Raw genomic sequence first — 26,257 nt, forward strand, 5'->3', positions numbered from 1 at the left:
CAGCGGCCCCACAAAAACCGGCGTGTCCCCTTGACCCGGCTCAGACTCAAGGTGATCGTCCTACCGTGAGGCGTGGTGTCCCAGGTCACCGGGGGTCCAGAAATCGAGACCGTGTGCCCGAACGCCACATCCGACCGATAAACTGGCGAGTGGATCGGGCCGAGCGCAGCTCTCGGCCCTTCCGCCAATGATCAGCCAGCAGCCGCTGCAACCCCAGGGAGCGATGTGTCCCGCCGCCTGTTCACCTCGGAGTCCGTGACCGAGGGCCACCCCGACAAGATCGCTGACCAGATCAGCGACACGATTCTCGACGCGCTCCTCAAGGAGGACCCGACCTCCCGGGTCGCCGTCGAGACGCTGATCACCACCGGCCTGGTGCATGTGGCCGGCGAGGTGACGACCAAGGCGTACGCCGACATCCCCAACCTCGTCCGCAACAAGATCCTGGACATCGGCTACGACTCGTCCAAGAAGGGCTTCGACGGCGCTTCCTGTGGTGTCTCGGTCTCCATCGGCGCGCAGTCCCCGGACATCGCCCAGGGTGTCGACACCGCGTACGAGAACCGCGTCGAGGGCGACGACGACGAGCTGGACCGGCAGGGCGCCGGTGACCAGGGCCTGATGTTCGGCTACGCGTGCGACGAGACGCCGGAGCTGATGCCGCTCCCGATCAACCTCGCGCACCGCCTGTCCAAGCGCCTGTCCGAGGTCCGCAAGAACGGCACCATCCCCTACCTCCGCCCCGACGGCAAGACCCAGGTCACCATCGAGTACGACGGCCACAAGGCCGTCCGCCTCGACACCGTCGTGGTCTCCTCGCAGCACGCCAGCGACATCGACCTCGACTCGCTGCTCGCGCCCGACATCCGCGAGTTCGTCGTCGAGCACGTCCTCAACCAGCTCGTCGAGGACGGCATCAAGCTGGACACCGACGGCTACCGCCTGCTGGTGAACCCGACCGGCCGCTTCGAGATCGGCGGCCCGATGGGTGACGCCGGTCTGACCGGCCGCAAGATCATCATCGACACCTACGGCGGCATGGCCCGCCACGGCGGCGGTGCCTTCTCCGGCAAGGACCCGTCCAAGGTCGACCGCTCGGCCGCCTACGCCATGCGCTGGGTCGCCAAGAACGTCGTCGCCGCCGGCCTCGCGGCCCGCTGCGAGGTCCAGGTCGCCTACGCGATCGGCAAGGCCGAGCCGGTCGGTCTCTTCGTCGAGACCTTCGGCACCGCCACCGTCGACACCGACAAGATCGAGCAGGCCATCGCCGAGGTCTTCGACCTCCGTCCGGCCGCGATCATCCGCGACCTCGATCTGCTCCGCCCGATCTACTCCCAGACCGCCGCCTACGGCCACTTCGGCCGCGAGCTGGAGGACTTCACCTGGGAGCGCACGGACCGCGTGGAGGCCCTGAAGAAGGCCGCGGGCCTGTAAGCCCGTACGCGCCGCTCGACCGAGCACGGCCCCGGACCGCCAAGCGGTCCGGGGCCGTGTGCTGTCCACAGGCCCGGGCCGTTGTCCGACCCGTCTGCTAAGACTGGAGCTGTGAGCAGGGAGAACGGGCGGTCGGAGGTGGGTGTGGGGGCGTCGGGGGCGGGAGAGCAGCTGGCGCTGATCCGGGATGCCGTGCGGGAGAAGAAGGCCGACCGGGCCAAGCCGCGGACCTGGCGGGGCGCCGAGCTGGCGGCCGAGCTGCCGGTGGCGCGGGTGCTGGTGGACAAGGGCCTGGTGCACCTCGACCGGTACTTCGACTACGCGGTGCCGGCGGCCATGGACGCCGAGGCGCAGCCCGGTGTGCGGGTGCGGGTGCGGTTCGGTGCGGGGGAGAAGGGGGGCCGGCGCGAGGGCGGCAAGCTGGTCAGCGGCTTCATCGTCGAGCGGGTGGCGGAGAGCGAGTACCGCGGGGTGCTGGCGCCCCTCGCGCAAGTACTGTCGCCGGAGCGGGTGCTGTCGCCGGAGCTGCTGGGGCTGTGCCGGGCGGTGGCGGACCGGTATGCGGGGACGCTGGCCGATGTGGTGCAGCTGGCGGTGCCGCCCCGGCGGGCGCGCGCCGAGGCCAAGCCCTCACCGCCCCTGCTGGCGCCCAACGCCCCGCCGGAAGTGGGAAGTTGGGCGCGCTACGGCGCGGGGCCCGGGTTCCTTGCGGCGCTGACGCGGGGGGACGCGCCGCGGGCGGTGTGGACGGCGCTGCCGGGGGCGACCTGGCCGCAGGAGCTGGCGCGGGCGGCGGCCGCGGCGCTGGCCGGCGGGCGCGGCGCGCTGGTGGTGGTGCCCGACGGGCGGGCCGCGGCGCGGGTCGACGAGGCGCTCGGCGAGCTGATCGGGGAGGGCCGGCACGTACTGCTGACCGCCGACGCCGGGCCCGAGGAGCGCTACCGCCGCTGGCTGGCGGTGAGCCGGGGCTCGGTGCGCGCCGTGATCGGGACGCGAGCGGCGATGTTCGCGCCGGTCGCCGACCTCGGGCTGGTGGCGCTGTGGGACGACGGTGACTCCAGCCACAGCGATCCGCACGCGCCGCAGCCGCATGCCCGGGAAGTGCTCATCCAGCGGTCGGCCGGCGAGCGGGCCGGCTTCCTGTTGGGCGGACTGAGCTGCACGGTCGAGGCCGCGCAGCTGGTGGAGACCGGCTGGGCGCGGCCGTTGACCGCGGAGCGCGAGCAGGTCCGGACCGCGGCGCCGCTGGTACGGACGATCGGTGAGGGTGACGAGGCGCGGGACGCCGCGGCCCGGGCCGCCCGGTTGCCGAGCATGGCCTGGCAGGTGGTGCGCGACGGGCTCACCCGAGGGCCGGTGCTGGTGCAGGTGCCGCGCCGCGGGTACGCGCCCCGGCTCGCGTGCGAGCGGTGCCGCACCCCGGCCCGCTGCCGGGCCTGTGCCGGACCGCTGGAGGCCCAGGAGGCCGGCGCGCTCGCCTGCGCGTGGTGCGGGCGGGCGGAGCCCGACTGGCACTGCGCGGAGTGCGGGGGCGCGCGGCTGCGGGCCCAGATCGTCGGGGCGCGGCGGACGGCGGAGGAGCTGGGGCGGGCGTTCCCCGCGGTCCCCGTGCGCACGTCGGGGCGCGACCACGTGCTGACGACGGTGCCGGGGGCGCCGGCGCTGGTGGTGAGCACGCCCGGCGCGGAGCCGGTGGCCGAGGGGGGCGGCTATGCCGCCGCGCTGCTGCTGGACGGCTGGGCGCTGCTGGGGCGGCCGGATCTGCGCGCCGGGGAGGAGGCGCTGCGCCGCTGGCTGGGCGCCGCCGCGCTGGTGCGCCGCCAGGCGGAGGGCGGCACGGTCGCGGTGATCGCGGAGCCCACGCTGCGGCCGGTGCAGGCCCTGGTGCGCTGGGACCCGGTGGGCCATGCGGTCCGCGAGCTCGCCGAGCGGGCCGAGCTGGGCTTCCCTCCGGTGTCCCGGATGGCTTCGGTGGCGGGCCGCGGCGAGGACGTGGCGGAGCTGCTGCGCACGGCCGAACTCCCGCCGGGCGCCGAGGTGTTGGGGCCGGTCCCGCTGCCGGTGCCGGACCCCGGGCGGCCGCGCCGGCCGGGTGATCCCCCGCCGGGGGAGGCGTGGGAGCGGGCGCTCGTACGGGTCCGTCCGGGGCAGGGCGCGGCGCTCGCCGCGGCGCTCAAGGCGGCACGGGCGGCGCGGCTGGTCAAACGGGAGGGCGAGGCGGTACGGGTACGGATCGATCCGCCGGACCTGGGGTGAGGCGCCGGCGGCGCGGTCTTTGGACAGGGCGCCGCCCCGGGACCGTGGGCGAGGGGCGGTCCCGGGGCGTTGGCGAGCGGTGCGCAGCGAGCCGCGCCGGTGGGGGGAGTCCGGTGGGGGAGGGGCGTCAGCCGTTGCGGGGGCCGGGGAAGGCGCCCGAGCGGGTCGGCTCCTCGCGGGAGGCCGCGGAGGGCTGGGTGGGCATCGAGCGGGCGGCGGGGACGGACGGCGCACCGGGCAGGCCGCCGGCCATGGTCACCGCGCGGCCGGCGGCGGCATCGGAGGTGCGGACCACCGGCTCGGCGCCGCCGTCCGCGGCGGGCTGGGCGGCCGTCCTGCGGGCACCGTAACGCCGGTGCACGGCCTGCTTGGTGACGCCGAGCGCCGAACCCACCGCGTCCCAGGAGAAGCCCAGCGAACGGTCGAAGTCGACCGCCGCCGTGACCAGGGTCTCGACGCTGTCGCGGAGTTCCTGGGCGAGCCGGACGGTCGGGGCGGGCGCGCGTCCGTAGACGACGAAGCCCGCGGACGGGCCCGTGCGCCGCGGCCGGTAGACGTTGCCGAGCTGAGCGGTCAGCGTGCGCAGTGCGTCCACCTGCCGGCGGACCCGCTCGATGTCCCGCACCAGGAGATGCAGGCTGGCGCGCGCCTGGGCGTCGTGGGTTGCGTGGTCGGCCATGAGCAAGCCTCTCGAACCGGCGTGGAAAAGGTAAGTGATGAAAGCGAGCGGGCCGCCAAAGCGGCCCGGTCGTAGGTCAATGCTGTTTGACCAACGCGACAGGAGCGGCTCTGGTCACGGTATGGGGGCGTGCGAGGTTTTGCGGGAGGCGCGGGAAATGTCGTACGCCCCCTTGATCTATCGGCATGACCTGCGCCAAGCCCCCTAGACTGGTGCGTCGTTCCGCTGCGTGTGAGAGGTAGATCGCCACCCATGAGGCTTGTCTTCGCCGGCACCCCCGAGGTCGCCGTACCCGCCCTCGATGCCCTGATCGCCTCGGAGCGGCATGACGTCGTGGCCGTCGTGACCCGGCCCGACGCGCCCGCGGGACGCGGCCGGCACCTGGTCGCGAGCCCCGTCGCGGAGCGCGCGGAGGAGGCCGGCATCGAGGTGCTCAAGCCCGTCAAGCCGCGCGACGAGGACTTCCTGGCCCGGCTGCGGGAGATCGCGCCGGACTGCTGCCCGGTGGTCGCCTACGGCGCGCTGCTGCCGAAGGCCGCACTCGACATCCCCGCCAAGGGGTGGGTCAATCTGCACTTCTCGCTGCTGCCCGCGTGGCGCGGTGCCGCGCCCGTCCAGCACGCGGTGCTCGCCGGTGACGAGGTGACCGGCGCCTCCACCTTCCAGATCGAGGAGGGCCTCGACTCCGGCCCGGTCTACGGGGTGTTGACCGAGGACGTCCGCCCGACGGACACCAGCGGCGATCTGCTCACCCGGCTGGCGTTCGCCGGCTCCGGGCTGCTCGTCGCGACGATGGACGGCATCGAGGACGGCGCCCTGCAGGCGGTGCCGCAGCCCGCCGAGGGCATCACCCTCGCCCCGAAGATCGAGGTCGAGGACGCCAGGGTCGACTGGGCGGCACCGGCACTCCGCGTCGACCGGCTGATCCGCGCCTGCGCGCCCGCGCCCGGCGCCTGGACGGTCTTCCGCGGCGAGCGCCTGAAGCTGATGTCGGCCACCTCCGCAGAGGGCCGCGTCGAGCCGGCTCTCGCCCCCGGCGAACTCGCCGTCACGAAGAAGGCGGTGTACGTCGGCACCGGCAGCCACCCCGTCGAGCCGCTCTGGGTGCAGCCGCAGGGCAAGAAGCCGATGAAGGCGGCGGACTGGGCGCGCGGCGTCCGTATCGAGGCGGGCGAGCGGCTGGGTGAGTCCGGCTGACGACCGGCCGGGCCGCGGCCGCCCGCGCCGTCCCCGCGCGCTGCCGCCGACGCGCCCGCGTAGGCTGGGACGGCACCCTCCTCATCTCGTGTCCGGAGCACCTTTTTCGTGAGTCAGCAGCCCCGTAGCCGCCCCGCCAAGCCCTATCGCCGCCCGAAGAAGGACCCGGTCCGGATCCTCGCCTTCGAGGCGCTGCGGGCGGTCGACGAGCGGGACGCCTACGCCAACCTCGTCCTGCCGCCGCTGCTGCGGAAGGCGCGTGAGGGCGGCGACTTCGACAGCCGGGACGCGGCGCTGGCCACGGAACTCGTCTACGGCTCGCTGCGGCGCCAGGGCACCTACGACGCGATCATCGCGCAGTGCGTGGACCGCCCGTTGCGCGAGGTGGACCCGCCGGTCCTGGACGTGCTGACGCTCGGCGCGCACCAGCTGCTCGGTACCCGCATCCCCACCCACGCCGCGGTCAGCGCCACCGTCGAGCTGGCGCGGGTGGTGCTGGGCGACGGGCGGGCCAAGTTCGTCAACGCGGTGCTGCGCAAGATCGCGGCCGATGACCTGGACGGCTGGCTGGAGCGGGTCGCCCCGGACTACGACGAGGACCCCGAGGACCATCTCGGCATCGTCCACGCCCACCCCCGCTGGATCGTCTCCGCGCTGTGGGACGCCCTCGGCGGCGGCCGGGCCGGTATCGAGGACCTGCTGGAGGCGGACAACGAGCGCCCCGAGGTGACGCTGGTGGCACGGCCCGGACGGGCCACCGCCGAGGAACTGCTGGCCGCGGCCGGCGAGGAGAGCGCGCTGCCGGGCCGGTGGTCGCCGTACGCGGTCCGGCTCGCGGAGGGTGGCGAGCCGGGCGCGCTGGACCCGGTGCGCGAGGGGCGCGCCGGGGTGCAGGACGAGGGCAGCCAGCTGGTTGCCCTCGCGCTGGCGAACGCGCCGGTCGAGGGCGCGGACCGGCGCTGGCTCGACGGCTGCGCCGGCCCCGGCGGCAAGGCCGCCCTGCTCGCCGCGCTCGCGGCGCAGCGCGGCGCCGCGCTGGTGGCCTCGGAGAAGCAGCCGCACCGGGCGCGTCTGGTGGCCCGGGCGCTGGACGGCAACCCCGGTCCGTACGCGGTGATCACGGCCGACGGCACCCGCCCGGCGTGGCAGCCCGGCAGCTTCGACCGCGTGCTGATGGACGTGCCGTGCACCGGTCTGGGCGCGCTCCGCCGCCGCCCGGAGGCGCGCTGGCGCCGCCGCCCCGAGGACCTCGACGGCTTCGCCCCGCTCCAGCGCGAGTTGCTGCGGCAGGCGCTCGCGGCGTTACGGGTCGGCGGCGTCGTCGGCTATGCGACCTGCTCGCCGCACCCGGCGGAGACCCGGGCCGTGGTCGAGGACGTCATCAAGGGCCGCGGCGGCCCGGCCGTGGACGTGGAGTGGATCGACGCCCGGCCGCTGATGCCCGGTGTGCCGGCCCTCGGCGACGGCCCGGACGTCCAGCTGTGGCCCCACCTGCACGGCACGGACGCGATGTACCTGGCCCTGCTGCGCCGCACCGGCTGAGCGGCGGCCGCCGTCGGCCCTGGGGTGAGGAGCTGGGGCTCCGATCGCCTACGAACAGCACCTGGTCACCAGCACCCTCGCCGCACAACGACGCGAACAGGTGTCCACTTCACGCGGGGGCAAGGCTCGACCCGGACTTCATGGTTCCGCGCCTCACCGCGTCCATGGCAGATACCTCACGTGATCAGGCCGGCGCTGGTCAGCCAGATGTGTTCGCATGTCGCCGACGCCTCTTGGAGCTTCTCGCGGGATTCCTGTGAAGCGTGGTAAAAGGTCCGCTCGATCATCCAGCACAGGGCACGTGCCATCGCCGATGCCTGGTCCGGTGCTGCGCCGGCCTGGATGCCGGCGCGTTCCAGGACGGCGGTGATGGCCGCGATGAACAGGGCAGCCGTGTGGTTCCACAGTTCACCGATCTCCGGCACGGTCAACGACAGGTCGATCGCCGTGCGCATGACCGGGCCGTGTTCGTTCCACAGCTCGACCGTGCGCTGCATGGCTGCTGCGATGGCCTGGCGTGGCTCGTCGGTCTGCGCGGTGACCCGGGACCGTTCCCACAGGTGCTCGACGGTCCGGGCCACGAGTGCCGTGACCACTTCTTGCTTGGAGCCGAAGTAGAAGTACAGGGCCCCGCGCGTGATGCCGGCGCCCTGGGCGATGTCGCCGACGGTCATGGCGTCGTAGCCCTTGTGCGCCAGCAGGGCTTCGCAGGTGTCGAGGATGGCCCGCTCCCGGACATCCCCCTTGCGCTCGGTGGTGCGGCGGCTGCGCGCGGAATGGTGGCCGGGCATCAGAGCTGAGCGCCCTCGGCGAAGTCGGTCGTACGCGAGAGTGTCTCCCACGCGCGGATGTCCTCGTCCACGGCCGTGCGCGCGGCGGTGACCAGCCGCAGCGCGTCCGAGCCCAGGACGAGGTGGGCCGGCGGCTGCTCGACCGTCGTGATGTGCACGACCGCTTCCCCCGCCTTGGCCGGATTGCCCAGCTGGTTCCCGCTGGCCTTCTGCCGCGCTTCGCGGATGGGGGTGAACAACTCGTCGTAGTCGTCGACGGTCCGCGCGGCACGTGCCATGGACCGTCCGGCCCAGTCGGTGCGGAAGGAGCCGGGCTCGATCGCCGTCACATGGATTCCGAACTGCGCGACTTCCTTGCCCAGCGCCTCCAGGATTCCCTCCAGGGCGAACTTGCTGCCGCAGTAGGCGGACATGCCGGGCACGGCCATGAGCCCGCCCATGGAGGTAACGGCCATCAGGTGTCCGCGGCGGCGGCGGCGCATGTGGGGCAGCGCCGCCTGCAGGGTGGCCACCGCCCCGAACACGTTCACCTCGAACTGCCGTCGCACCTCGGCCAGCGGGGTTTCCTCGAAGATCCCCTCCAGGCCGTAGCCGGCGTTGGCGACGACGACGTCCAGAGGGCCGACGTTCCGCTCGACCTCCGCGACCGCGCCGGAGACGGCGTCACCGTCCGTCACGTCCAGGATGCGGCCGTGAGCGTGCCCGGGCCTGAGCTCTTCGAAGGCCCGCAGGTCCTTCTCGGAGCGGACGGTGCCGATGACGGTGTGCCCGGCGGCCAGGGCGGCTTGGGCGAAGGCGCGCCCCAGGCCCGTGCTGACGCCTGTGATGAGCCAGTTCCGCTTCTCCATTGTTCCTCCAGAGAGGTCTCGCGAGGAGCCCGGTCGCCCTCTTCAGTAAAAGTCTACAGCGTGTCGATTTTTATCGTTACTGCGTCGATTCTGGTGGCGCTCACGGAAGGGAACCCCTGGGCCATCCGCGTGCCGCGCACCGCCCGGATCGGCGATGCGGGGCCTGACCATCGGCAGGCTGCCACTCGGCTGTCGTCGAACGATCGAATGACGACAGGCGCGACGGGCGTCCAATGAACCCGGAATTGTCGGGGCCTGTTCGCGGCTCGGATCCAATGAGATCCGATGGAGGCTGATGACAGGGTTTGCTGACAGCTGGGGTCGCATGCGACATCGAAACAGGGGAGCGGCATGGCCAACCTGGTGTACCAAATGGGGGGCCGGGATCCTGCGTGCCTCATTCCTCGTGCCGCCCGTAATCGTTGAGCAGTAGTTGCGTGGTGATGTTGATGTGCTGGCTGAGTGCCTCGACGACGCCTGGTGCATCCCGGGCGATGGCGCGATCGCAGATCATCTTGTGTTCTGCGGCGACATCGCGGTGGCTGTGCTCGGCCGGTGTGCGGGCCCAGCAGCGGTAGTCAGCGGCATCGCGCAGCTGTGTGGCGGTGTCCCGCAGCTGCCGGTTGGGACATCCCTCCAGCAGGACGCGGTGGAAGCGGGCGTGGGCGTTCAGCCAGCGTTCGCTGAGGGCTCCGTCATCGCTGAAGTACGGAGTGCGGGTGAGGTGGTGGTGTGCCACGAGCAGATCCGACTCCCACTCGATGGTGCCGGCGGCGACGGACTCCCGGACCACGTGGGTTTCGATGAATACGCGGGCCTCGGTCAGCTCCTGCAGGCGCTCGGGGGAGACGGCGACGACCCGGAACCCTTGCTGCGGCGCGAAGGTCGCCAGTCCTTGGCCGACCAGCCGGGGCAGCGCCTCCCGTAGGACCCCGCTGCTGGCGCCGTAGCTGTCCTTCAGGGCTTCCACGCGCAGACGGGAACCGGGCGCGTGCCGTCCGTTGAGGATGTCCGCGCGCAGCCGCTTGTTCCGTCTTCCCGACATGGACGCACACGGCATCGACATTCAGATCCTGTCGCTGAGCGTCCCCGGCATCCAAGCCGACGCCGATGCCGTGACCGAACTCCAACGCTGCGTCGAGCAGCTCGGATTCAAAGGTGCCTTGATCAACGACCACACGCGGGGCCGATACCTGGACGATCACGCATATGAGGAACTGTGGAGCGCGCTGGAGGAGCTCCGTGTGCCGTTGTCCCTGCACCCCGGCTCGCTGCCCTGCGACGACTGGCACGTGATGCGCGGACGGCCCGAGATGTACGGGGCCAGCTGGAGCTGGCAGGCCGAAACCGGCGGCCACGCCATGCGGCTGATCTGTGCCGGAGTGTTCGACCGGCACCCCGTCGCAACCCTGATACTCGGGCACCTCGGCGAGTTCCTGCCGTTCCCACGCTCCCGCATCGACTCGCGCTACCGCTCGCTCCGGGTCGACGAACCGCTCCAGCGGATGCCGTCGCAGTACTTCGGGAGCAACCTCCTGATCACCACGAGCGGGGTACTGGCCCCGGAGGCCGTACAAGCCGCCGTGCTGACCATCGGGGCCGACGCGGTCATGTTCGCGGTCGACTACCCGTACGAGGTTACGGCCGACGCGGTGGCCTCGATCGAGAAGGCTGACCTTCCGTCCCAGGTGAAGGAGAAGGTTGCCCCTCTGAACGCCAGACGTGTGCTGCGCATCTGACCGCAGCGCCTCGTCGGCAAGGTCGCCCAGCTCGGGCAGGGGGTCTGGTGAGGAGAAGACGGCGTGGCGGCCGGAGCGGCGGCGCCGAGGGGAGAGGAGGCGGACGCGGGCATCGCACCCTCCCCGGCGCGTGATCAGCTGTCAGACGGAGGCCGGGGCCGAGCCCGGGTCATCCCCGCACGGGGGCAGCAGGTCGGCGATCTCGGCTGCCGGGCGGGCTGTGTGCAGGCTGAGCAGGTCGGCGATCAGGTCGTCCAGGGGTGGCCAGGGAATGTTCCCGTGGTCGTTGTAGAGGCTGACCAGGCCGTGCAGCGCGGTCCAGAGCATGAGGCCGGCCTGCCACTGCTGCTCTGCCGAGGGCTGCCTGCGTTCTCCCTCGGCGGCGGCCGCCAGGGAGGTCACGACGGCCTCCAGTAGTTCGGCCCCGGCGCCGTGCGCTGATCCGGGGACAAGGTCGTCCGGCATCCGCCCGCCGAAGAGCGTGCGGTAATGGCCGGGCTGGCCGACTCCCCAGCGCACGTAGGCCGCGCACCGGGCGACGAGGTCGGCCAGTGGATCCGGGGCTGACTGCGCGGCCTGGTCCATCAAACGGGCCAGTTCCTCATAGCGCAGCCGCAGCACGTGCTGGATCAATGCGCTCAGGTCGGGGAAGTGGCTGTAAATGCTGGCGGGTGCCACCCCGACCTCACGCGCGACCTGCCGCAGCGTCAGCGTCTCCGGCTGATCAAGGGTGGACAGCAGCTTCGCCGCGGCGTCCACGAGCTGGGCCTTGAGAACCTGCCCCTGCCCGCGCGGATTGCGGCGACGGGGCGCGGAGCGCTCCTGAGACGACATCTTCGCCCCCTTCTGACCAGTGCGAACAGTTGAGCAACAGATGTTCACCGTACAGGCAACTCACGCCTTGACATCACTAACCAACGGTTGTTTACTCAAGTAACCAACAGTTGTTCAGTTAAGGGATGAATGATCATGCGCATAGCCGTACTCGGAGCGTCAGGGCGGACCGGCAGCGCGCTCGTCGACAAAGCGCTGGAACGGGGACACGAGGTCGTGGCCCTGGTTCGCACGCCGGCCAAGGTCACCGTGCCCGCGTCGCGGCAGTGCGAGGTCCGGAAGGCGGATGTCACCGACCCGCAGAGCTTCCCCGACCTGACCGACGTCGACGTGGCCGTCTCTGCCATCGGCATCGGCAAGGGTGACGGCCCGGGCGCACTGGTCGCCGGGGCCAGGGCACTCGCGGCGGCGAACGTTCGCGCGACGGTATGGCTCGGCGCGCTGGGCTCGGGCGTGTCGAGTCGATCGGGTGGGCTGATCTACGCGGGGGTGATGCGGATGTTCGTCGGCTCGGAGCTGGCCGAGAAGGTCGAGGCCGACCAGATCGCCCTGGATGCCGGCGCTACGGTGTTCCATGCCCCGGACGTCACCGATGGCCCTCTCAGCCCTACCCGTCGCATCGTGCCACTGGCGGACCTGCGGCGTTCGCTGCTGCCGCCCCGAATCTCCCGGGCCACGCTGGCCTCCTTGTTGCTGGACGAGGCGGAGACGGGCCGGCACGGCACCGGAATCGTCGTACCCCTGAGTTAGCCATCGGTTGACGCGACAGCCCCCGTTGTCCACAGGGCGGGAGCGAACCACCCTCGGCAACCGCGATCGCGGTTGTGCGGACGGCCGCGCCCGGCACCGACGCGTGACAGGGGGCTGCCCCTCGTCCGGCACGCCGGGGTCAACGAGCACCGGCCGTCGCGGTACCCCGAACAAGGTCGCCCGGGCGAATCAGGCATCGCCTGGTGCGAGTAACTGCATCGGAAGGTCCTCATGAGCAACTTCTCAGGAAAAATCGGACTCGTGACGGGTGCTGGAAGCGGAATCGGCCGCGCGACGGCGATCGAGCTGGCCCGGCAGGGCGCCACCGTCACCGTCACCGACATCAACGAGGCCACAGCCGTCGAGACCACCGAAATGATCAGGAAGGACGGTGGAGAGGCACTGGCGCTCAGCGTCGACATCGCCGACGAGGGGGCGGTGCGGACGGCCGTCGAGCGCACGGTCGAGAGGTACGGCGGCCTCGACTTCGCCGTGAACAATGCCGGTCTGGACTCACACCACCGGCAGCTCGACCAGATGCCCCTGGAGGAGTTCGAGCGCGTGACCCACGTCAACCTGGGCGGGACCTTCCTCTGCATGAAGTACGAGCTACCCGCTCTGCGGAGCCGCGGCGGCGGCGCGATCGTCAACGTCGCCTCCAACGGCGGCCTGTACGCAATCCCGACCGCCCCCGCCTACGTGGCAGCCAAGCACGGCATCGTCGGGCTCACCAAGGTCGCCGCCGTGGACTACGCGCCGCACGACATCCGGGTCAACGCCGTCTGCCCCGGCCCGACCCGTACACCCGGCTTCGAAAGGGTGGCGGCCGGCACCGACTTGATCGCGATGCAGGAGGCGATCACCCCACTCGGCCGGATGGCCACCTCGGAAGAGGCCGCCGCAGCCGCAGTCTGGCTCTGCTCGGACGCCGCGTCCTACATCACCGGGATCGCGCTGTCGGTCGACGGCGGGCGGCGGGCATGAGGGTCATCGCGGTCGAGGAGTACACGGCTGTCCTGGCTCCGGGATGTTGTGGCACGCGGGTGAGGGAGCCCTCAGCCCCCGAAGCTCACACGCGGACTGGCAGTGGAGCTGGCAATCGCCGTACAAAGGCAGTCGCCGGCGGGGGGGCGGCGACTCCCTGGTCGGCCCACTGAATTGGAGTGAGAAAGACCTACTGCCAGGGCTGGTTCATCACTGCGTCCTTGTCCCCGGACCGGCCAAGATCGCGAGACGAGTCAGGGTTGGTCATCACGTGAGACACCGGAAGCCTCGCAGGTCGAGCCTTCGCCGGTGGCCATGGGAAAGGAGCACCTGCACCGGGAGCGGTGCCCGACGGCGGCCGGTGCCTCCCGCCGCCGTCGGTGTGCGGGCGGGACGCCATACTGGGGGCATGGCCTTGATCAACCCCAGCATCCTGTCCGCAGACTTCGCCCGGCTCGCCGAGGAGGCGAAGGCCGTCGAGGGCGCCGACTGGCTGCACGTCGACGTCATGGACAACCACTTCGTCCCGAACCTGACCCTCGGCGTGCCGGTCGTCGAGTCGCTGCGCAAGGCGACGGACACCCCGCTCGACCTGCATCTGATGATCGAGGACCCGGACCGCTGGGCGCCGCAGTACGTCGAGGCCGGGGCCGGGTCGGTGACCTTCCACGTGGAGGCGGCCGGTGCGCCGGTGCGGCTGGCGCGGGAGATCCGGGCCCAGGGCGCGCGGGCGTCGATGGCGCTGAAGCCGGCCACGCCGATCGAGCCGTACGAGGACCTGCTGCCCGAGCTCGACATGCTGCTGATCATGACCGTGGAGCCGGGCTTCGGCGGCCAGTCGTTCCTGGACATCATGCTGCCGAAGATCCGCCGCACCCGTGAGCTGATCTCCAAGCACGGGCTGGAGCTGTGGCTCCAGGTGGACGGCGGGGTCTCCGCGGCCACCATCGAGCGGTGCGCGGAGGCCGGCGCCGATGTGTTCGTGGCCGGTTCCGCGGTCTACGGCGCGGACGACCCGGCCAAGGCGGTGCGGGACCTGCGCGAGTCGGCCCGGGCCGCGACCGCGGCGGCGGGCTGGGGCTGCGCGCACTGACTTTCAGGAGACCGGGACGGGCGGTCCGGCCGGCTTCCGCCACGGTGTGCGTGCCGTGGCGCGGCCGTGCCGCCAGTTGTCCGTGGCGCCACCGAGCGTTCACGGCCGCCGGGGCGCCGTTGGTCCCCGTTGGCCCGGGGTTTCTGAAAGGATGAGCAAAGACTCGATCAGATGCGCAAAAGGGGAGAATTTCGTGGTAGCCAGCCGCCCACAGTCCGGAATGGGCCCTGCCGAGCTGGTGCAGGCTGCGGCCATGGCCCGCCGTTTCTATCTTGAGGGCAAGTCGAAGATCCAGATCGCCGAGGAGTTCGGCGTCAGCCGGTTCAAGGTCGCGCGGGTGCTGGAGACGGCACTGGAACGCGATCTTGTACGGATCGAGATCCGGGTGCCCTCCGAGCTCGACGCCGAACGCTCCGACGCCCTGCGGGCCCGCTACGGCCTGCGGCACGCCGTCGTCGTCGAGTCGCCCGCGGACGCTCCCCCCGCCTTCGGCGGCCAGACCCCGCCCGAGGACGCTGCCGACCCGGAGAACCTCGGTGAGGTGGCCGCCGACCTGCTCGGCGAGCTGGTCGCCGAGGGCGATGTGCTCGGGCTCGCCTGGGGCCGTTCGACCATCCACATGGCGGCCGCGCTGCACCGGCTGCCGCCGTGCACCGTCGTGCAGCTGACCGGTGTCTACGACGCCGGCACCGCCGACCGCGGCTCGGTCGAGGCGGTGCGCCGCGCGGCCGACGTCGCCGGCGGCGAGGCACACCCGATCTACGCGCCGATGCTGCTGCCGGACTCGGCCACCGCCGAGGCGCTACGCCGGCAGACCGGGATCGCCCGCGCCTTCGAGTACTTCGACAAGGTCACCGTCGCCTGCGTCTCCATCGGCTCCTGGGAGCCGGGCGTCTCGACCGTCTACGACATGCTCTCGGAAGAGGAGCGGGAGCACTACGCCTCGCTGGGTGCGGCCGCCGAGATGTCCGCGCACCTCTTCGACGCGGAGGGCCGGCGGATCGGCCGCGACCTGGGCGAGCGGTGCATCACGGTCGAGGCCGACCGGCTGCGGCGCATCCCGGAGGTAGTCGCCATCGCGGGCGGCCGGCGCAAGGCCGCGGCGATCGGCGCGGTGCTGCGCTCGGGTCTCGTGACGAGCCTGGTCACGGACACCGCGGCCGCCGACCACCTGCTGCTGGAGACCGGCCCCGGGCCGCGTCCCGCCCTGGACCGCGCGGACCCTGACGGGTCGTGACCCCCGCCGGGCGGCCGGCCGCCCGGCCACCCCTGGGGCGCTCACCGGCGGGCAGGCCGCGCGGGCCTGTGACAGCATCGGCGCCATGGTGATCCGCTCCGCCCCGCGCCGTGCCGCCGCCGCTCTCGGCGCGCTGCTCGCCGGGCTGCTGCTCGTCCTGGCGGGGTGCGCCACCGGCGGTGGCGCCGACGGGAGTTCGCCCGGATCGCCGCGGGCCACCGGCGCCGTGACCGCGCCCCGCCCGTCCGGCGTACCGGGCCGGCCCCGGGGCATGCCGGTCGTCGCGGTCGGCGCGCTGCCCGTCGAGGCGCGCGACACGCTCCGGCTCATCGACGCCGGCGGGCCGTTCCCGTACGCGCAGGACGGCACGGTCTTCGGCAACCGCGAGGGTCTGTTGCCCCGTCATGCGCGCGGCTACTACCACGAGTACACGGTCCCCACCCCCGGCGCACCGGACCGCGGCGCCCGCCGCCTGGTCACCGGCGGGGGCCACGAGACGTACTACACCGACGACCACTACCGATCGTTCAAGGCGGTGTCGCGATGACGGAGCCGGTACCCCGACCGCTGGTGGCGGTGCTCGACGGCAGTACGCCGCCGGGGGTGCTGACCTGGCCTGCCGACCGGCCGGTGGCCGACGCGCTGGCGGCCGCCCGGGACGCCGGGTGGACCGGTGCGGTCCTGGAGCTGGCGGACGTGACGGACAAGGCCGCCTTCATGGAGCGGTGCGCCGGCGCGCTGCGGCTGCCGGAGTGGTTCGGCCGCAACTGGGACGCCCTCGCCGACTGCCTGACCGATCTGTCCTGGTGCCCGGCCGGCCGCGGGCGGCTGCTGGTCGTCACGGGCTGGCAGGGCTACGCGGCGGCCGCGCCGGACGACTGGAGCGTGGTGGAGTCGATCCTCGCGGACGCGGTCGGCCACTGGCGCGACACGGACACCGGACTCGCCGTGATCATGGCCAGGGGACGGCCGCGGAAGGGGGAGCAGCGGCCCGACCAGGGACGCTGTCCCGCGACCTGATCCGGCCCCTTGGCGGATCGCACACACGGCCCGGGTACCGGCTCGGACAATCATATGAGCCCTGGTCAGGGCCCGTATCCTGGCCGTATGCGATTCCTGAATCCGAAGAACGGCGCGCTCGAAGAGAGTTCTTCGGTGCCCTACGACCTGACCTACGACGACGTGTTCATGGTGCCCGGACGGTCCGCCGTGGGCTCCCGCCAGGGAGTGGACCTCTCCTCGCCCGACGGGACCGGAACCACCATCCCGCTGGTGGTCGCCAACATGACGGCGATCGCCGGCCGCCGGATGGCCGAGACCGTCGCCCGCCGTGGTGGCCTGGTCGTCATCCCGCAGGACATCCCGATCGACGTCGTCACCGACGTCGTGACCTGGGTCAAGCGCCGCCACCTGGTTCTGGACACGCCGATCGTGCTGTCCCCGGTGGCGACCGTCGCCGACGCGCTGTCGCTGCTGCCCAAGCGGGCGCACGGCGCGGGCATCGTCGTCGAGGGCGGCCGTCCGATCGGTGTCGTCACCGAGCACGACCTGGCCGGCGTGGACCGCTTCACGCAGGTCGCCGAGGTCATGTCCAAGGACCTGCTGGTCCTGGACGCCGACATCGACCCGCGCGAGGCGTTCAACCGCCTCGACGCCGCCAACCGCAAGCTCGCGCCCGCGGTCGACGAGAACGGCATGCTGGTCGGCATCCTCACCCGCAAGGGCGCCCTGCGCGCCACCCTGTACAGCCCCGCCACGGACGCCGACGGCAAGCTGCGGATCGCCGCCGCCGTCGGCATCAACGGCGATGTGGCCGGCAAGGCCAAGGCCCTGCTGGAGGCCGGCGTGGACACGCTCGTCGTGGACACCGCGCACGGGCACCAGGAGTCGATGATCAGCGCGATCAAGGCCGTCCGGGCGCTGGACCCGCAGGTGCCGATCGTCGCGGGCAACATCGTCGCCGCCGAGGGCGTGCGCGACCTGGTCGAGGCCGGTGCGGACATCATCAAGGTCGGTGTCGGACCGGGCGCGATGTGCACCACCCGCATGATGACCGGCGTCGGCCGGCCGCAGTTCTCCGCGGTGCTGGAGTGCGCCGCCGAGGCGAAGAAGTACGGCAAGCACGTCTGGGCCGACGGCGGGGTGCGCCACCCCCGTGACGTCGCCATGGCGCTCGCCGCCGGCGCCTCCAACGTCATGATCGGCTCGTGGTTCGCCGGCACGCTGGAGTCGCCCGGCGACCTCCAGCACACCGCCGACGGCCGCCCGTACAAGGAGAGCTTCGGCATGGCCTCCGCCCGTGCGGTGCAGCGCCGTACGAGCGAGGAGTCGGCGTACGACCGGGCCCGCAAGGCGCTCTTCGAGGAGGGCATCTCCACCTCGCGGATGTTCATCGACCAGGCGCGTCCCGGTGTCGAGGACCTGATCGACTCGATCATCGCGGGCGTCCGCAGCTCCTGCACGTACGCGGGCGCGGCCTCCCTCGCGGAGTTCGCCGAGAAGGCCGTCGTCGGGGTGCAGAGCGCCGCCGGCTACGCCGAGGGCAAGCCGCTGCACGACAGCTGGAACTAGCCGCACACCGGCGTACCGACGCCGCGCCACGGCCCCGCACCGCTCCGGTGCGGGGCCGTTCGCGTGCCCGGGCCGGGGCGGCGCGTCCACGCTGTGGACACCGGGCGGGGAACGGTTGCGTCCGGTGCCCGAAACGCAACGAACCTCCGGCCTCGGCACCCGTGCGCAATGATCCTTCGTGGTTGCGCAAGGAACCTGCATTACGGCAGCTCAGCGGCGCCCCGTACAGTCATCCGCTAGTACGTGGAGTGGCGGGGACCGCCTGCTCAGCGGTCTCCTGCAGCGGTGGCTTTCGCCTGCCCGCGCACAGATCGCTGTCGGTCGCCGCCATCTGACCGGCAGCGATTAAGGAGCCACCCCAGTGTTGGAGCACGGCGCAGCCCCACCCGCAGGGGACCGTGACACCAGGCCACCCGCCCCCGGAGGTCTCGGCACCCGGCTGATGCGGCGCAAGCCGGTCGAGCGGCTGGTGTCCGAGGGCGGCAAGGGCGAGGGGGGCGAACTCCGCCGCTCCATGGGCGTGTGGCAGCTGACCATGATCAGCATCGGTGCCACCCTGGGCACCGGCATCTTCGTGGTCCTCGGCGAGGCCGTCCCGGACGCCGGGCCCGCGGTCATCCTCTCCTTCGTCATCGCCGGTATCACCGCGCTGTTCTCGGCGCTGTCGTACGCGGAGCTGGCCGGCACCATCCCGGTCTCCGGATCCTCGTACTCCTACGCCTACGCCACCCTCGGCGAGCTGGTCGCCTGGGTCTGCGGCTGGTGTCTGATCCTGGAGTACGGCGTCTCGGTCGCGGCCGTCGCGGTGGGCTGGGGCCAGTACCTCAACGAGCTGCTCGACGGCGTCTTCGGCTTCACCATCCCGGACGCGCTGTCCGCGCCGCCCGGTGACGGCGGCTACTTCAACCTGCCGGCGCTGCTCGTGGTGCTGCTCGCGATGGCGTTCCTGCTGGGCGGGGCCAAGGAGAGCGCCCGGGCCAACACCATCATGGTGATGGTCAAGATCGTCGCGCTGCTGCTGTTCTGCGGTGTCGCCTTCCAGGGCGTGAAGTCCGGCAACTACGCCAACTTCATGCCGATGGGCATGGCGGGCGTCAGCGCCGCGGGCGCGACCCTGTTCTTCTCGTACATCGGCTTCGACGCCGCCTCCACCGCCGGCGAGGAGGCCAAGAACCCGCAGCGCGACCTGCCGCGCGCGATCATGCTCTCGCTGGTGATCGTCACCGCGCTGTACTGCCTGGTCGCGGCGATCGCGGTGGGCGCGATGCCGTGGCAGAAGTTCAAGGGCTCGGAGGCCGCGCTGGCCGGGATCATGAAGGCGGTCACCGGCCAGAGCTGGTGGGCCGTGCTGCTCGCCTTCGGCGCGGTCGTCGCGATCGCCAGCGTCGTGCTGACCGTGCTCTACGGTCAGACCCGCATCCTCTTCGCGATGTCCCGGGACGGCCTGGTTCCCAAGACGTTCTCCAAGGTGCACGCCAAGACCGGGGTGCCGCGGGTGAACACCGTGATCGTCTCGCTGTTCTGCGGCGTGCTCGCCGCCGCGGTGCCGCTGGGCGAGCTGGCCGACGCCACCAGCATCGGCACGCTCTTCGCCTTCGCGCTGGTCAACGTGGCCGTGATCGTGCTGCGCCGCACCCGCCCGGAGATGAAGCGCACCTTCCGCACGCCGCTCTCCCCGCTCTTCCCGGCGATCGGTTTCCTGCTGTGCCTCTACATGATGGGCAGCCTGGGCGCGGTGACCTGGGTGGTCTTCGGTGTCTGGATGGCCGTGGGCCTTGTGGTCTACTTCGGTTACGGCTTGCGCCGCTCCCGATTGGCCACAGCAGAGAAGTGATCCACCCGCAGTGCGACTGAACGATCTCGACGAACGCATCGTCCACGCCCTCGCCGAGGACGCCCGCCGCAGCTACGCCGACATCGGCCAGGAGGTCGGGCTGTCCGCACCGGCCGTCAAGCGCCGGGTGGACCGGCTGCGGGCCGACGGCGCGATCACCGGCTTCACCGTACGGGTGGACCCGGCCGCGCTCGGCTGGGAGACCGAGGGCTTCATCGAGATCTACTGCCGCAGCAACACCTCGCCCGAGGCGATCCACCGCGGCCTGTCGCGCTACCCGGAAGTGGCGTCCGCCTCCACCGTCACCGGTGAGGCGGACGCCATCGTCCAGGTCTTCGCCTCCGACATGCGCCACTTCGAGCGCGTGCTGGAGCGCATCGCCGGCGAGCCGTTCGTCGAGCGCACCAAGTCGGTCCTGGTGCTCTCCCCGCTGCTGCGCCGCTTCAGCTCGGGGGCACCCGGCTGACCCCGGGGGGGACGGCCGGGCGCGAACCGGCCGGCCGCCGCCCGCGCGGTCAGTCGCCGGCCGGCGCGGACCGCGCGCGGGTCCGCAGACCGGCCACCACCGCGCCGCCCACCACCAGGACCACCCCCGCGGCGATCCGGTAGCCCAGCGCCGTGGCGTCGGTGAACGCGGACACCGTCCCGGCGCCGTGACCGGTGCCGGCGGCGAACCGCACGGACAGCACCGTGCCGACGACGGCGATGCCCAGTGCCGCGCCCAGCTCCCGCGCCGCACCCTGCAGGCCGGAGCCCATCCCCGAGCGACGGGCCGGTACGGACGCCACGATCGCGTGCGACAGCGTCGGCATCGCCAGCCCCGCCCCGACCGACATCACCAGCAGGAACGCCAGGTAGCGGACGTACGGGGTGCCCGCGTCGGCGGTGGACAGCAGCAGCAGTCCGGCTGCGATCAGCACCAGCCCGCCGCCGACCGCCCTGGCCTCGCCGGCCCGCCGCGCCCAGCGCATCCCGTACCTGGTCACCGCCACCATCCCGAGGGCCAGCGGCACGATCGCGCAGCCGGTCTGCAGCGGGGAGTAGCCCTTCACGTACTGCAGGAACTGGGCGTTGACGTAGAACAGTGCGAACATCCCGAAGAACGTCAGGGCGATGCCGGCGGTGCCGGCGCGCAGCCGCGGTATCCGGAACAGCCGCGGGTCCAGCACCGGGTGCGCGGCCCGCAGCCCGTGCCGTACGAACACCGCGAACAGCACCACGGCCAGCGCGAAGGAGCCGGTCACCGCGGCGGAGGTCCAGCCCAGCCCGGGGCCCTCGATGATGCCGAAGAGCAGCGCCGTCGCGCCGAGGACCAGCAGTGCCGAGCCCGGCAGGTCGAGCACCGCGGTCTGCCGCGGGACCCGGGGCGCCACCGCGGCGACCCAGGCCAGCAGCGCCAGGGCCAGCGGCACGTAGGCGCAGAACAGCGCCTGCCAGGGCAGGTACTGGAGGATCAGCGCGCCGCCGGCGTTGCCCGCCATGCCGCCGACGCCGACCGCCGTGCTCCAGGCGGCGACGGCCCCGGCCGTACGGCCCGGCGGAGCGGCGTGCAGCAGGACGGACATGGTGGCCGGGACCAGCAGCGCCGCGCCCGCCCCCGAGACGGCGCGGCCGGCCAGCAGGACCGGAATGCCGTTCGCCAGCGCGCAGAGCAGCGTGCCCGCCGCGAACACGCCGAGCCCGGTCAGCAGGACGCCCTTGCGGCCGAACCGGTCGCCGAGCGCACCGGCCGGGATCAGCAGCCCGGCGAAGACCAGCACATAGGTGTCGACGATCCACAGCAGCTGGGCGGCCGACGGGTGCAGTCCGCTCGCCGCGATCTTGGGTATCGCCAGGTTCATCGCGGCCACCAGCGACTGTGCGACCAGCACACAGGCGCACATCGCGGGCGTCACCGGACGCCGGCGTCCCGAGGCGGCGCGGACCGGTGGGGAGGAAGTCAGCGTCGAGGTCATGGCGGGGACGTTAGGGTCGCCGTGGATTAACCTCAAATGCAAGGTATGCACTCCATGATTGCGCGAAACGCAAACATCGACCTCAACCTGCTGACGGCGCTGGACGCCCTGCTGGAGGAGGAGAGCGTGACCGCGGCCGCCGACCGACTCGGGCTCTCCGGACCGGCCATGAGCCGCGCCCTCGGGCGGATCCGCCGCACCGTCGGCGACCCGGTGCTGGTCCGCGCGGGCCGTCGCATGGTGCCCACCCCGCGCGCCCTGGAGATCAGGGCCGAGGTCCGCGGCCTGGTGGAGGCGGCGCACCGGCTGCTGGCCCCCGCCACACCCGCCGACCCGGCCCGGCTGGCCCGGGTCTTCACCGTCAGCGCACACGACCTCTTCGTCAGCGCCGTCGGCCCGCGGCTGGTCGCGCTCGCCGCCGAGGAGGCGCCGCAGGTCGTGCTGCGCTTCCTCGGCGAGAGCCACGTCGACGTGCCGGTGCTCCGCGACGGGGTGGCGGACCTGGAGCTCGGCATCATCGACAGCCGTGAGCCGGAGATCCGCACGGAGCACCTGTTCGACGACCGGGGGGTCGCGGTGGTGCGCGCGGGCCATCCGCTCACCACCGTGCGGCTGACGGCGCGCCGCTACGCCGATGCCCCGCACATCAACTTCACCCGCCGCGGCAGGCTGACCGGCCCGATCGACGCCGCGCTCGCCGAACTCGGCCTGCGCCGCAAGGTGATCGCCACCGTCCCCACCTTCGCCGCCTCGCTGCTGATGGTCCGCGACAGCGACGCGGTCGGTCTGGCCAACGAGGTGACCGCGGCGTCGACGGTGCGCGGGCTGGGACTGCGCACCCTGCCCATCCCGTTCGACCTGCCGCCGATGGAGGTGGCGATGGCCTGGCACCCGCGTCAGGACGCCGATCCGGGCCACCGCTGGCTGCGCGGGCTCGTACGGCGGGTCGTCATGGCGGCGGTCAGTGCCGAATCCGCCAGGGAACGACCGTGAAGTCGCCGCTTTCGAGGGTCTCGAAGGGCGCCGACGCCACGCACGGCGGCAGGTCCTTCGTCGCCCACGGGCCGTCGGTGCCGACCCAGCTGTAGCCGAGCCGGTCGTGCCGGCCGTCGTCGCGGACGCTGAAGCCGACCCGCTTGCCCTTCAGGCCCGGCCGGTCCGTCCTGGTGACGATGCCGGAGGCGGTGGCGATCTTCCCGCCGGTCATCAGGCAGTCGATCCGGCCCTCGGCGAAACCGCTGGTGCCGTTGGGGAAGACATGGCTGAAGCGGAAGGTGCCTCTGGCGTCCATCGGGCCCTGGTCCTTGCCGAAGTGCGCGTCGAACGCGAAGTGGATGTTGTCGCCGGCCGACCGGTAGAGCTTGGCGGAACCGGTCAGGCTCGGGCCCTGGGCGGAGGCGGTGGGGCGTGCGGACCGCGCGCCCGGTGCGCCGTCGGCGGCGGCCGCGGAGCCGGCGGTCGCGGCGGCGGCCAGCGCCACCGCGCCGGCCGTGGCGAGCGCCACCAGAGTGCGGGTACCGCGGCTTCGGGCGAGGAGACGGGTCATGACGGGCCTTTCGTCGTGCGTGCTGAAGGCGGTGCGACCGGCGTTTTCCGGACGCCTCCACGCTCCCGCCGGCCCCGGGCGCGGACGTCCCGCCACGGGACGAACGCCCTCCGTCGCACGGCGGAGGACCGGCCCCCGGCCCCTACGACCCGGGCCGCACCGGCCGTGCGACCAGGGCCCGCAGCACCCCCCGCCCGGCCTCCGGAACCCCCGCGCCCACCTGCGCCGACAGCGGGCGCAATGAATCGCCGGAGAGGCGCTTGAACGCGCAATGAATCGTCCGCCCGCGCGCAACGGTGGCGCCTTGTCCGGAATCGTCACCGCCCCGTACCGTCAATGCGTCCCGCCCGCACCCGTTCCGCCGAGGGGTCCCATGACGTCGCTGCACACCGCCCTGCTCCAGAGTTCGGGACGGCCCGGCGACGTCGCACACAATCTGCGGGTCCTCGACGACGCGGCGCGGGCCGCCGCCGCGAACGGCGCCGGACTGCTGGCCGCGCCCGAGATGTTCCTCACCGGCTACGCCATCGGCGACGACGTCCCCAAGCTCGCCGAGCCCGCCGACGGCGATTCCGCCGACGCGATCGCCGAGATCGCCACCCGGCACGGCCTGGCCCTCGCGTACGGCTACCCGGAGCGCGACGGCGAGACCGTCTACAACTCCGTCCAGCTGATCTCCGCCGACGGCAGCAGGCTCGCGAACTACCGCAAGACCCACCTCTTCGGCTGCTTCGAGCGCGACCACTTCACGCCCGGCGACCGGCCCGTCGTCCAGGCGGAGCTGGCCGGCCTCTGCGTCGGCCTGATGATCTGCTACGACGTGGAGTTCCCGGAGAACGTCCGGGCCCACGCCCTCGCCGGCACCGACCTCCTCCTGGTGCCCACCGCGCAGATGCACCCGTTCCAGTTCGTCGCGGAATCGCTGGTGCCGGTCCGCGCCTTCGAGAACCAGATGTACGTCGCGTACGTCAACCGCACCGGCCCGGAAGGGGAGTTCGAGTTCGTCGGGCTCTCCACCCTCGCCGGCCCGGACGGAGTCGCCCGGGCCCGCGCCGGCCGCGGCGAGGAGCTGGTGTCCGCCGACGTCGACCCGGCGTTCCTCGCCGCCTCCCGCGAGCACAACCCCTATCTGCGCGACCGCCGCCCGGGGCTGTACACGTCCCTCGTCTGACCGCTTCCCGCCCCCACCGCCTCACCGTCAGCTTTGCGTGCAAGGAGTCCGTACCCCATGACGTCCACGGTGCCCCCCGCCGTCCCGCACACCGACATGCAGCCGCCGATCACCATGTTCGGCCCGGACTTCCCGTACGCCTACGACGACTTCCTGGCGCACCCGGCCGGCCTCGGCCAGATACCGGCGACCGAGCACGGCACCGAGGTCGCGGTCATCGGCGGCGGCCTCTCCGGCATCGTCACCGCGTACGAGCTGATGAAGATGGGCCTCAAGCCCGTCGTCTACGAGGCCGACCAGATCGGCGGCCGGCTGCGCACCGTGGGCTTCGACGGCTGCCCCGACGCCGGTGACGAGAGCGAGCTCAACTGCGAGCTGGGCGCGATGCGCTTCCCGCCGTCCTCCACGGCGCTGCAGCACTACATCGACCTGGTGGGCCTGCAGACCCGGCCGTTCCCCAACCCGCTCGCCGAGACCACGCCCTCGACGGTCGTCGACCTCAAGGGCGAGTCGCACTACGCGACCACCGTCGACGACCTGCCGCAGGTCTACCGCGACGTGATGAACGCCTGGAACGCCTGTCTGGAGGAGGGCGCCGACTTCTCCGACATGAACCAGGCCATGCGCGAGCGCGACGTGCCGCGCATCCGCGAGATCTGGGCGAAGCTCGTCGAGAAGCTCGACAACCAGACCTTCTACGGCTTCCTCTGCGACTCCACGGCCTTCAAGTCCTTCCGGCACCGCGAGATCTTCGGCCAGGTCGGCTTCGGCACCGGCGGCTGGGACACCGACTTCCCCAACTCCATCCTGGAGATCCTGCGGGTCGTCTACACCGAGGCCGACGACCACCACCGCGGCATCGTCGGCGGCTCCCAGCAGCTGCCGCTGCGCCTGTGGGAGCGCGCGCCCGAGAAGATCGTCCACTGGGCGCAGGGCACCTCGCTGTCGACGCTGCACGACGGCGCGCCGCGCCCGGCGGTGACCCGGCTGCACCGCACCGCCGGCAATCGCGTCACGGTCACCGACGCCACCGGAGACATCCGCTCCTACCGGGCGGTCGTCTTCACCGCCCAGTCGTGGATGCTGCTGTCCAAGATCGCCTGTGACGACGAGCTGTTCCCCATCGACCACTGGACGGCGATGGAGCGCACCCACTACATGGAGTCGTCCAAGCTGTTCGTGCCCGTGGACCGGCCGTTCTGGCTGGACAAGGACGAGGAGACCGGCCGGGACGTCATGTCGATGACGCTCACGGACCGGATGACCCGCGGCACCTACCTCCTCGACAACGGCCCCGACAAGCCCGCCGTCATCTGCCTCTCGTACACGTGGTGCGACGACAGCCTCAAGTGGCTGCCGCTGGACGCCAACGAGCGGATGGAGGTCATGCTGAAGTCGCTGTCGGAGATCTATCCGAAGGTCGACATCCGCAAGCACATCATCGGCAACCCGGTCACCGTCTCCTGGGAGAACGAGCCCTACTTCATGGGCGCGTTCAAGGCCAACCTGCCCGGCCACTACCGCTACCAGCGGCGGCTGTTCACCCACTTCATGCAGGACCGCCTGCCCGAGGACAAGCGCGGCATCTTCCTCGCCGGCGACGACATCTCCTGGACGGCCGGCTGGGCCGAGGGCGCGATCCAGACCGCGCTGAACGCGGTGTGGGGCGTGATGCACCACTTCGGCGGCGCCACCGACTCCACCAACCCCGGCCCGGGTGACGTGTACGACGAGATCGCGCCCGTCGAGCTGCCCGAGGACTGACCCGATGACGGCAGGGGCCCGGCACCGCCGGG

At 72.2% G+C, this 26,257-nt stretch carries 25 protein-coding genes; 18 read left to right on the forward strand and 7 right to left on the reverse strand.

Annotation, left to right across the window (positions count from 1 at the left end):
• The first annotated feature begins 225 nt into the window (after window positions 1–225).
• Both metK and SL103_RS12160 read left to right on the forward strand, forming a co-directional pair.
• Window positions 226–1,434: a methionine adenosyltransferase gene (gene metK, locus SL103_RS12155; protein WP_033267861.1), complete on the forward strand. Its 1,209-nt coding sequence runs from the start codon at window positions 226–228 to the stop codon at window positions 1,432–1,434.
• A 111-nt stretch (window positions 1,435–1,545) separates the two neighbouring features.
• Window positions 1,546–3,690 (forward strand): primosomal protein N', encoded by a 2,145-nt coding sequence (locus SL103_RS12160; protein ID WP_069568867.1) that lies wholly within the window; start codon window positions 1,546–1,548, stop codon window positions 3,688–3,690.
• Window positions 3,691–3,817: 127 nt separating this feature from the next.
• On the opposite strand, the gene SL103_RS12165 is transcribed toward SL103_RS12160, so the two are convergent.
• Complete coding sequence (locus tag SL103_RS12165) at window positions 3,818–4,369, reverse strand: hypothetical protein (RefSeq protein WP_069568868.1); 552 nt, start codon at window positions 4,367–4,369, stop codon at window positions 3,818–3,820.
• A 252-nt stretch (window positions 4,370–4,621) separates the two neighbouring features.
• Between SL103_RS12165 and fmt the strand changes: the two genes are divergently transcribed.
• Together fmt and SL103_RS12175 are read left to right on the forward strand one after the other, a co-directional pair.
• Window positions 4,622–5,566 (forward strand): methionyl-tRNA formyltransferase, encoded by a 945-nt coding sequence (gene fmt, locus SL103_RS12170; protein ID WP_069568869.1) that lies wholly within the window; start codon window positions 4,622–4,624, stop codon window positions 5,564–5,566.
• A 108-nt stretch (window positions 5,567–5,674) separates the two neighbouring features.
• Complete coding sequence (locus tag SL103_RS12175; RefSeq protein WP_069568870.1) at window positions 5,675–7,108, forward strand: RsmB/NOP family class I SAM-dependent RNA methyltransferase; 1,434 nt, start codon at window positions 5,675–5,677, stop codon at window positions 7,106–7,108.
• 176 nt (window positions 7,109–7,284) lie between these two features.
• Here the strand turns inward: SL103_RS12175 and SL103_RS12180 are convergent, their stop codons facing one another.
• Window positions 7,285–7,899, reverse strand: coding sequence for a TetR/AcrR family transcriptional regulator (locus SL103_RS12180; protein ID WP_069568871.1), 615 nt, complete (start codon window positions 7,897–7,899; stop codon window positions 7,285–7,287).
• On the reverse strand, window positions 7,899–8,747 hold the full coding sequence (locus tag SL103_RS12185; protein ID WP_069568872.1) for an oxidoreductase: 849 nt from the start codon (window positions 8,745–8,747) through the stop codon (window positions 7,899–7,901). The genes SL103_RS12180 and SL103_RS12185 overlap by 1 nt, the downstream gene beginning before the upstream one ends.
• A gap of 60 nt (window positions 8,748–8,807) precedes the next feature.
• Here SL103_RS12185 and SL103_RS37780 point away from each other — a divergent pair, with 60 nt between their 5' ends.
• The gene (locus tag SL103_RS37780) at window positions 8,808–8,984 is read left to right on the forward strand and encodes a hypothetical protein (protein WP_164492789.1); all 177 of its coding nucleotides are present in this window, start codon (window positions 8,808–8,810) and stop codon (window positions 8,982–8,984) included.
• Window positions 8,985–9,144: 160 nt separating this feature from the next.
• Here the strand turns inward: SL103_RS37780 and SL103_RS35900 are convergent, their stop codons facing one another.
• Window positions 9,145–9,792, reverse strand: coding sequence for a GntR family transcriptional regulator (locus SL103_RS35900; protein WP_208869849.1), 648 nt, complete (start codon window positions 9,790–9,792; stop codon window positions 9,145–9,147).
• On the opposite strand from SL103_RS35900, the gene SL103_RS12195 reads away from it, so the two are divergent.
• Window positions 9,791–10,486 (forward strand): amidohydrolase family protein, encoded by a 696-nt coding sequence (locus SL103_RS12195; protein WP_244303889.1) that lies wholly within the window; start codon window positions 9,791–9,793, stop codon window positions 10,484–10,486. The genes SL103_RS35900 and SL103_RS12195 overlap by 2 nt on opposite strands.
• Before the next feature lie 141 nt (window positions 10,487–10,627).
• Here SL103_RS12195 and SL103_RS12200 read toward each other — a convergent pair whose 3' ends face one another.
• Complete coding sequence (locus SL103_RS12200; protein WP_069568875.1) at window positions 10,628–11,320, reverse strand: TetR/AcrR family transcriptional regulator; 693 nt, start codon at window positions 11,318–11,320, stop codon at window positions 10,628–10,630.
• Window positions 11,321–11,449: 129 nt separating this feature from the next.
• Here SL103_RS12200 and SL103_RS12205 point away from each other — a divergent pair, with 129 nt between their 5' ends.
• From SL103_RS12205 to SL103_RS12245, 9 genes are all read left to right on the forward strand, one after another.
• The gene (locus SL103_RS12205; RefSeq protein ID WP_069568876.1) at window positions 11,450–12,070 is read left to right on the forward strand and encodes an NAD(P)-dependent oxidoreductase; all 621 of its coding nucleotides are present in this window, start codon (window positions 11,450–11,452) and stop codon (window positions 12,068–12,070) included.
• Between the two features lie 231 nt (window positions 12,071–12,301).
• Entirely contained in the window at window positions 12,302–13,054 is a 753-nt protein-coding gene (locus SL103_RS12210) for an SDR family NAD(P)-dependent oxidoreductase (protein ID WP_069568877.1), read from the forward strand.
• A gap of 409 nt (window positions 13,055–13,463) precedes the next feature.
• Window positions 13,464–14,147 carry a ribulose-phosphate 3-epimerase gene (gene rpe / locus SL103_RS12215; protein ID WP_069568878.1) on the forward strand — a complete coding sequence of 228 codons (684 nt, stop codon included), beginning with the start codon at window positions 13,464–13,466 and terminating at the stop codon, window positions 14,145–14,147.
• Between the two features lie 220 nt (window positions 14,148–14,367).
• A complete protein-coding gene (locus tag SL103_RS12220) occupies window positions 14,368–15,384 on the forward strand; it encodes a sugar-binding transcriptional regulator (RefSeq protein ID WP_069568879.1) in 1,017 nt (338 codons plus the stop codon).
• Between the two features lie 85 nt (window positions 15,385–15,469).
• Window positions 15,470–15,931: a ribonuclease domain-containing protein gene (locus tag SL103_RS12225; RefSeq protein WP_069568880.1), complete on the forward strand. Its 462-nt coding sequence runs from the start codon at window positions 15,470–15,472 to the stop codon at window positions 15,929–15,931.
• Complete coding sequence (locus tag SL103_RS12230) at window positions 15,928–16,404, forward strand: barstar family protein (RefSeq protein ID WP_069568881.1); 477 nt, start codon at window positions 15,928–15,930, stop codon at window positions 16,402–16,404. The genes SL103_RS12225 and SL103_RS12230 overlap by 4 nt, the downstream gene beginning before the upstream one ends.
• 87 nt (window positions 16,405–16,491) lie before the next feature.
• Entirely contained in the window at window positions 16,492–17,955 is a 1,464-nt protein-coding gene (locus SL103_RS12235) for a GuaB1 family IMP dehydrogenase-related protein (protein WP_069568882.1), read from the forward strand.
• Window positions 17,956–18,316: 361 nt separating this feature from the next.
• Window positions 18,317–19,789 carry an amino acid permease gene (locus tag SL103_RS12240; RefSeq protein ID WP_069568883.1) on the forward strand — a complete coding sequence of 491 codons (1,473 nt, stop codon included), beginning with the start codon at window positions 18,317–18,319 and terminating at the stop codon, window positions 19,787–19,789.
• A 10-nt stretch (window positions 19,790–19,799) separates the two neighbouring features.
• Window positions 19,800–20,255 (forward strand): Lrp/AsnC family transcriptional regulator, encoded by a 456-nt coding sequence (locus SL103_RS12245; protein ID WP_033267873.1) that lies wholly within the window; start codon window positions 19,800–19,802, stop codon window positions 20,253–20,255.
• A 49-nt stretch (window positions 20,256–20,304) separates the two neighbouring features.
• Here the strand turns inward: SL103_RS12245 and SL103_RS12250 are convergent, their stop codons facing one another.
• Window positions 20,305–21,744 carry an MFS transporter gene (locus SL103_RS12250; RefSeq protein ID WP_069568884.1) on the reverse strand — a complete coding sequence of 480 codons (1,440 nt, stop codon included), beginning with the start codon at window positions 21,742–21,744 and terminating at the stop codon, window positions 20,305–20,307.
• Window positions 21,745–21,798: 54 nt separating this feature from the next.
• Here SL103_RS12250 and SL103_RS12255 point away from each other — a divergent pair, with 54 nt between their 5' ends.
• Window positions 21,799–22,737: a LysR family transcriptional regulator gene (locus SL103_RS12255; protein WP_069573633.1), complete on the forward strand. Its 939-nt coding sequence runs from the start codon at window positions 21,799–21,801 to the stop codon at window positions 22,735–22,737.
• On the opposite strand, the gene SL103_RS12260 is transcribed toward SL103_RS12255, so the two are convergent.
• Window positions 22,706–23,290, reverse strand: a complete 585-nt coding sequence (locus SL103_RS12260; RefSeq protein WP_069568885.1) for a hypothetical protein — start codon at window positions 23,288–23,290, stop codon at window positions 22,706–22,708. The two genes, SL103_RS12255 and SL103_RS12260, sit on opposite strands and share 32 nt — an antisense overlap.
• Window positions 23,291–23,672: 382 nt before the next feature.
• On the opposite strand from SL103_RS12260, the gene SL103_RS12265 reads away from it, so the two are divergent.
• Window positions 23,673–24,461, forward strand: a complete 789-nt coding sequence (locus SL103_RS12265) for a carbon-nitrogen hydrolase family protein (protein WP_069573634.1) — start codon at window positions 23,673–23,675, stop codon at window positions 24,459–24,461.
• A gap of 57 nt (window positions 24,462–24,518) precedes the next feature.
• On the forward strand, window positions 24,519–26,225 hold the full coding sequence (locus tag SL103_RS12270; protein ID WP_069568886.1) for a flavin monoamine oxidase family protein: 1,707 nt from the start codon (window positions 24,519–24,521) through the stop codon (window positions 26,223–26,225).
• Window positions 26,226–26,257: the final 32 nt, after the last annotated feature.

The organism is Streptomyces lydicus (assembly GCF_001729485.1).
Lineage (GTDB): Bacteria > Actinomycetota > Actinomycetes > Streptomycetales > Streptomycetaceae > Streptomyces > Streptomyces lydicus_D.

Bases quoted from the DNA above. Each gene is read 5' to 3' on its own strand.
- fmt (WP_069568869.1), top strand. From the start codon at position 4,622: ATGAGGCTTGTCTTCGCCGGCACCCCCGAGGTCGCCGTACCCGCCCTC.
- SL103_RS12205 (WP_069568876.1), top strand. From the start codon at position 11,450: ATGATCATGCGCATAGCCGTACTCGGAGCGTCAGGGCGGACCGGCAGC.
- SL103_RS12255 (WP_069573633.1), top strand. From the start codon at position 21,799: ATGATTGCGCGAAACGCAAACATCGACCTCAACCTGCTGACGGCGCTG.
- SL103_RS12260 (WP_069568885.1), bottom strand. From the start codon at position 23,290: ATGACCCGTCTCCTCGCCCGAAGCCGCGGTACCCGCACTCTGGTGGCG.
- SL103_RS12220 (WP_069568879.1), top strand. From the start codon at position 14,368: ATGGGCCCTGCCGAGCTGGTGCAGGCTGCGGCCATGGCCCGCCGTTTC.
- SL103_RS12225 (WP_069568880.1), top strand. From the start codon at position 15,470: ATGGTGATCCGCTCCGCCCCGCGCCGTGCCGCCGCCGCTCTCGGCGCG.
- SL103_RS12180 (WP_069568871.1), bottom strand. From the start codon at position 7,899: ATGCCCGGCCACCATTCCGCGCGCAGCCGCCGCACCACCGAGCGCAAG.
- SL103_RS12250 (WP_069568884.1), bottom strand. From the start codon at position 21,744: ATGACCTCGACGCTGACTTCCTCCCCACCGGTCCGCGCCGCCTCGGGA.
- SL103_RS12185 (WP_069568872.1), bottom strand. From the start codon at position 8,747: ATGGAGAAGCGGAACTGGCTCATCACAGGCGTCAGCACGGGCCTGGGG.
- rpe (WP_069568878.1), top strand. From the start codon at position 13,464: ATGGCCTTGATCAACCCCAGCATCCTGTCCGCAGACTTCGCCCGGCTC.
- SL103_RS12230 (WP_069568881.1), top strand. From the start codon at position 15,928: ATGACGGAGCCGGTACCCCGACCGCTGGTGGCGGTGCTCGACGGCAGT.
- SL103_RS35900 (WP_208869849.1), bottom strand. From the start codon at position 9,792: ATGTCGGGAAGACGGAACAAGCGGCTGCGCGCGGACATCCTCAACGGA.
- SL103_RS12165 (WP_069568868.1), bottom strand. From the start codon at position 4,369: ATGGCCGACCACGCAACCCACGACGCCCAGGCGCGCGCCAGCCTGCAT.
- SL103_RS12200 (WP_069568875.1), bottom strand. From the start codon at position 11,320: ATGTCGTCTCAGGAGCGCTCCGCGCCCCGTCGCCGCAATCCGCGCGGG.
- SL103_RS12235 (WP_069568882.1), top strand. From the start codon at position 16,492: ATGCGATTCCTGAATCCGAAGAACGGCGCGCTCGAAGAGAGTTCTTCG.
- SL103_RS12195 (WP_244303889.1), top strand. From the start codon at position 9,791: ATGGACGCACACGGCATCGACATTCAGATCCTGTCGCTGAGCGTCCCC.
- SL103_RS12210 (WP_069568877.1), top strand. From the start codon at position 12,302: ATGAGCAACTTCTCAGGAAAAATCGGACTCGTGACGGGTGCTGGAAGC.
- SL103_RS12270 (WP_069568886.1), top strand. From the start codon at position 24,519: ATGACGTCCACGGTGCCCCCCGCCGTCCCGCACACCGACATGCAGCCG.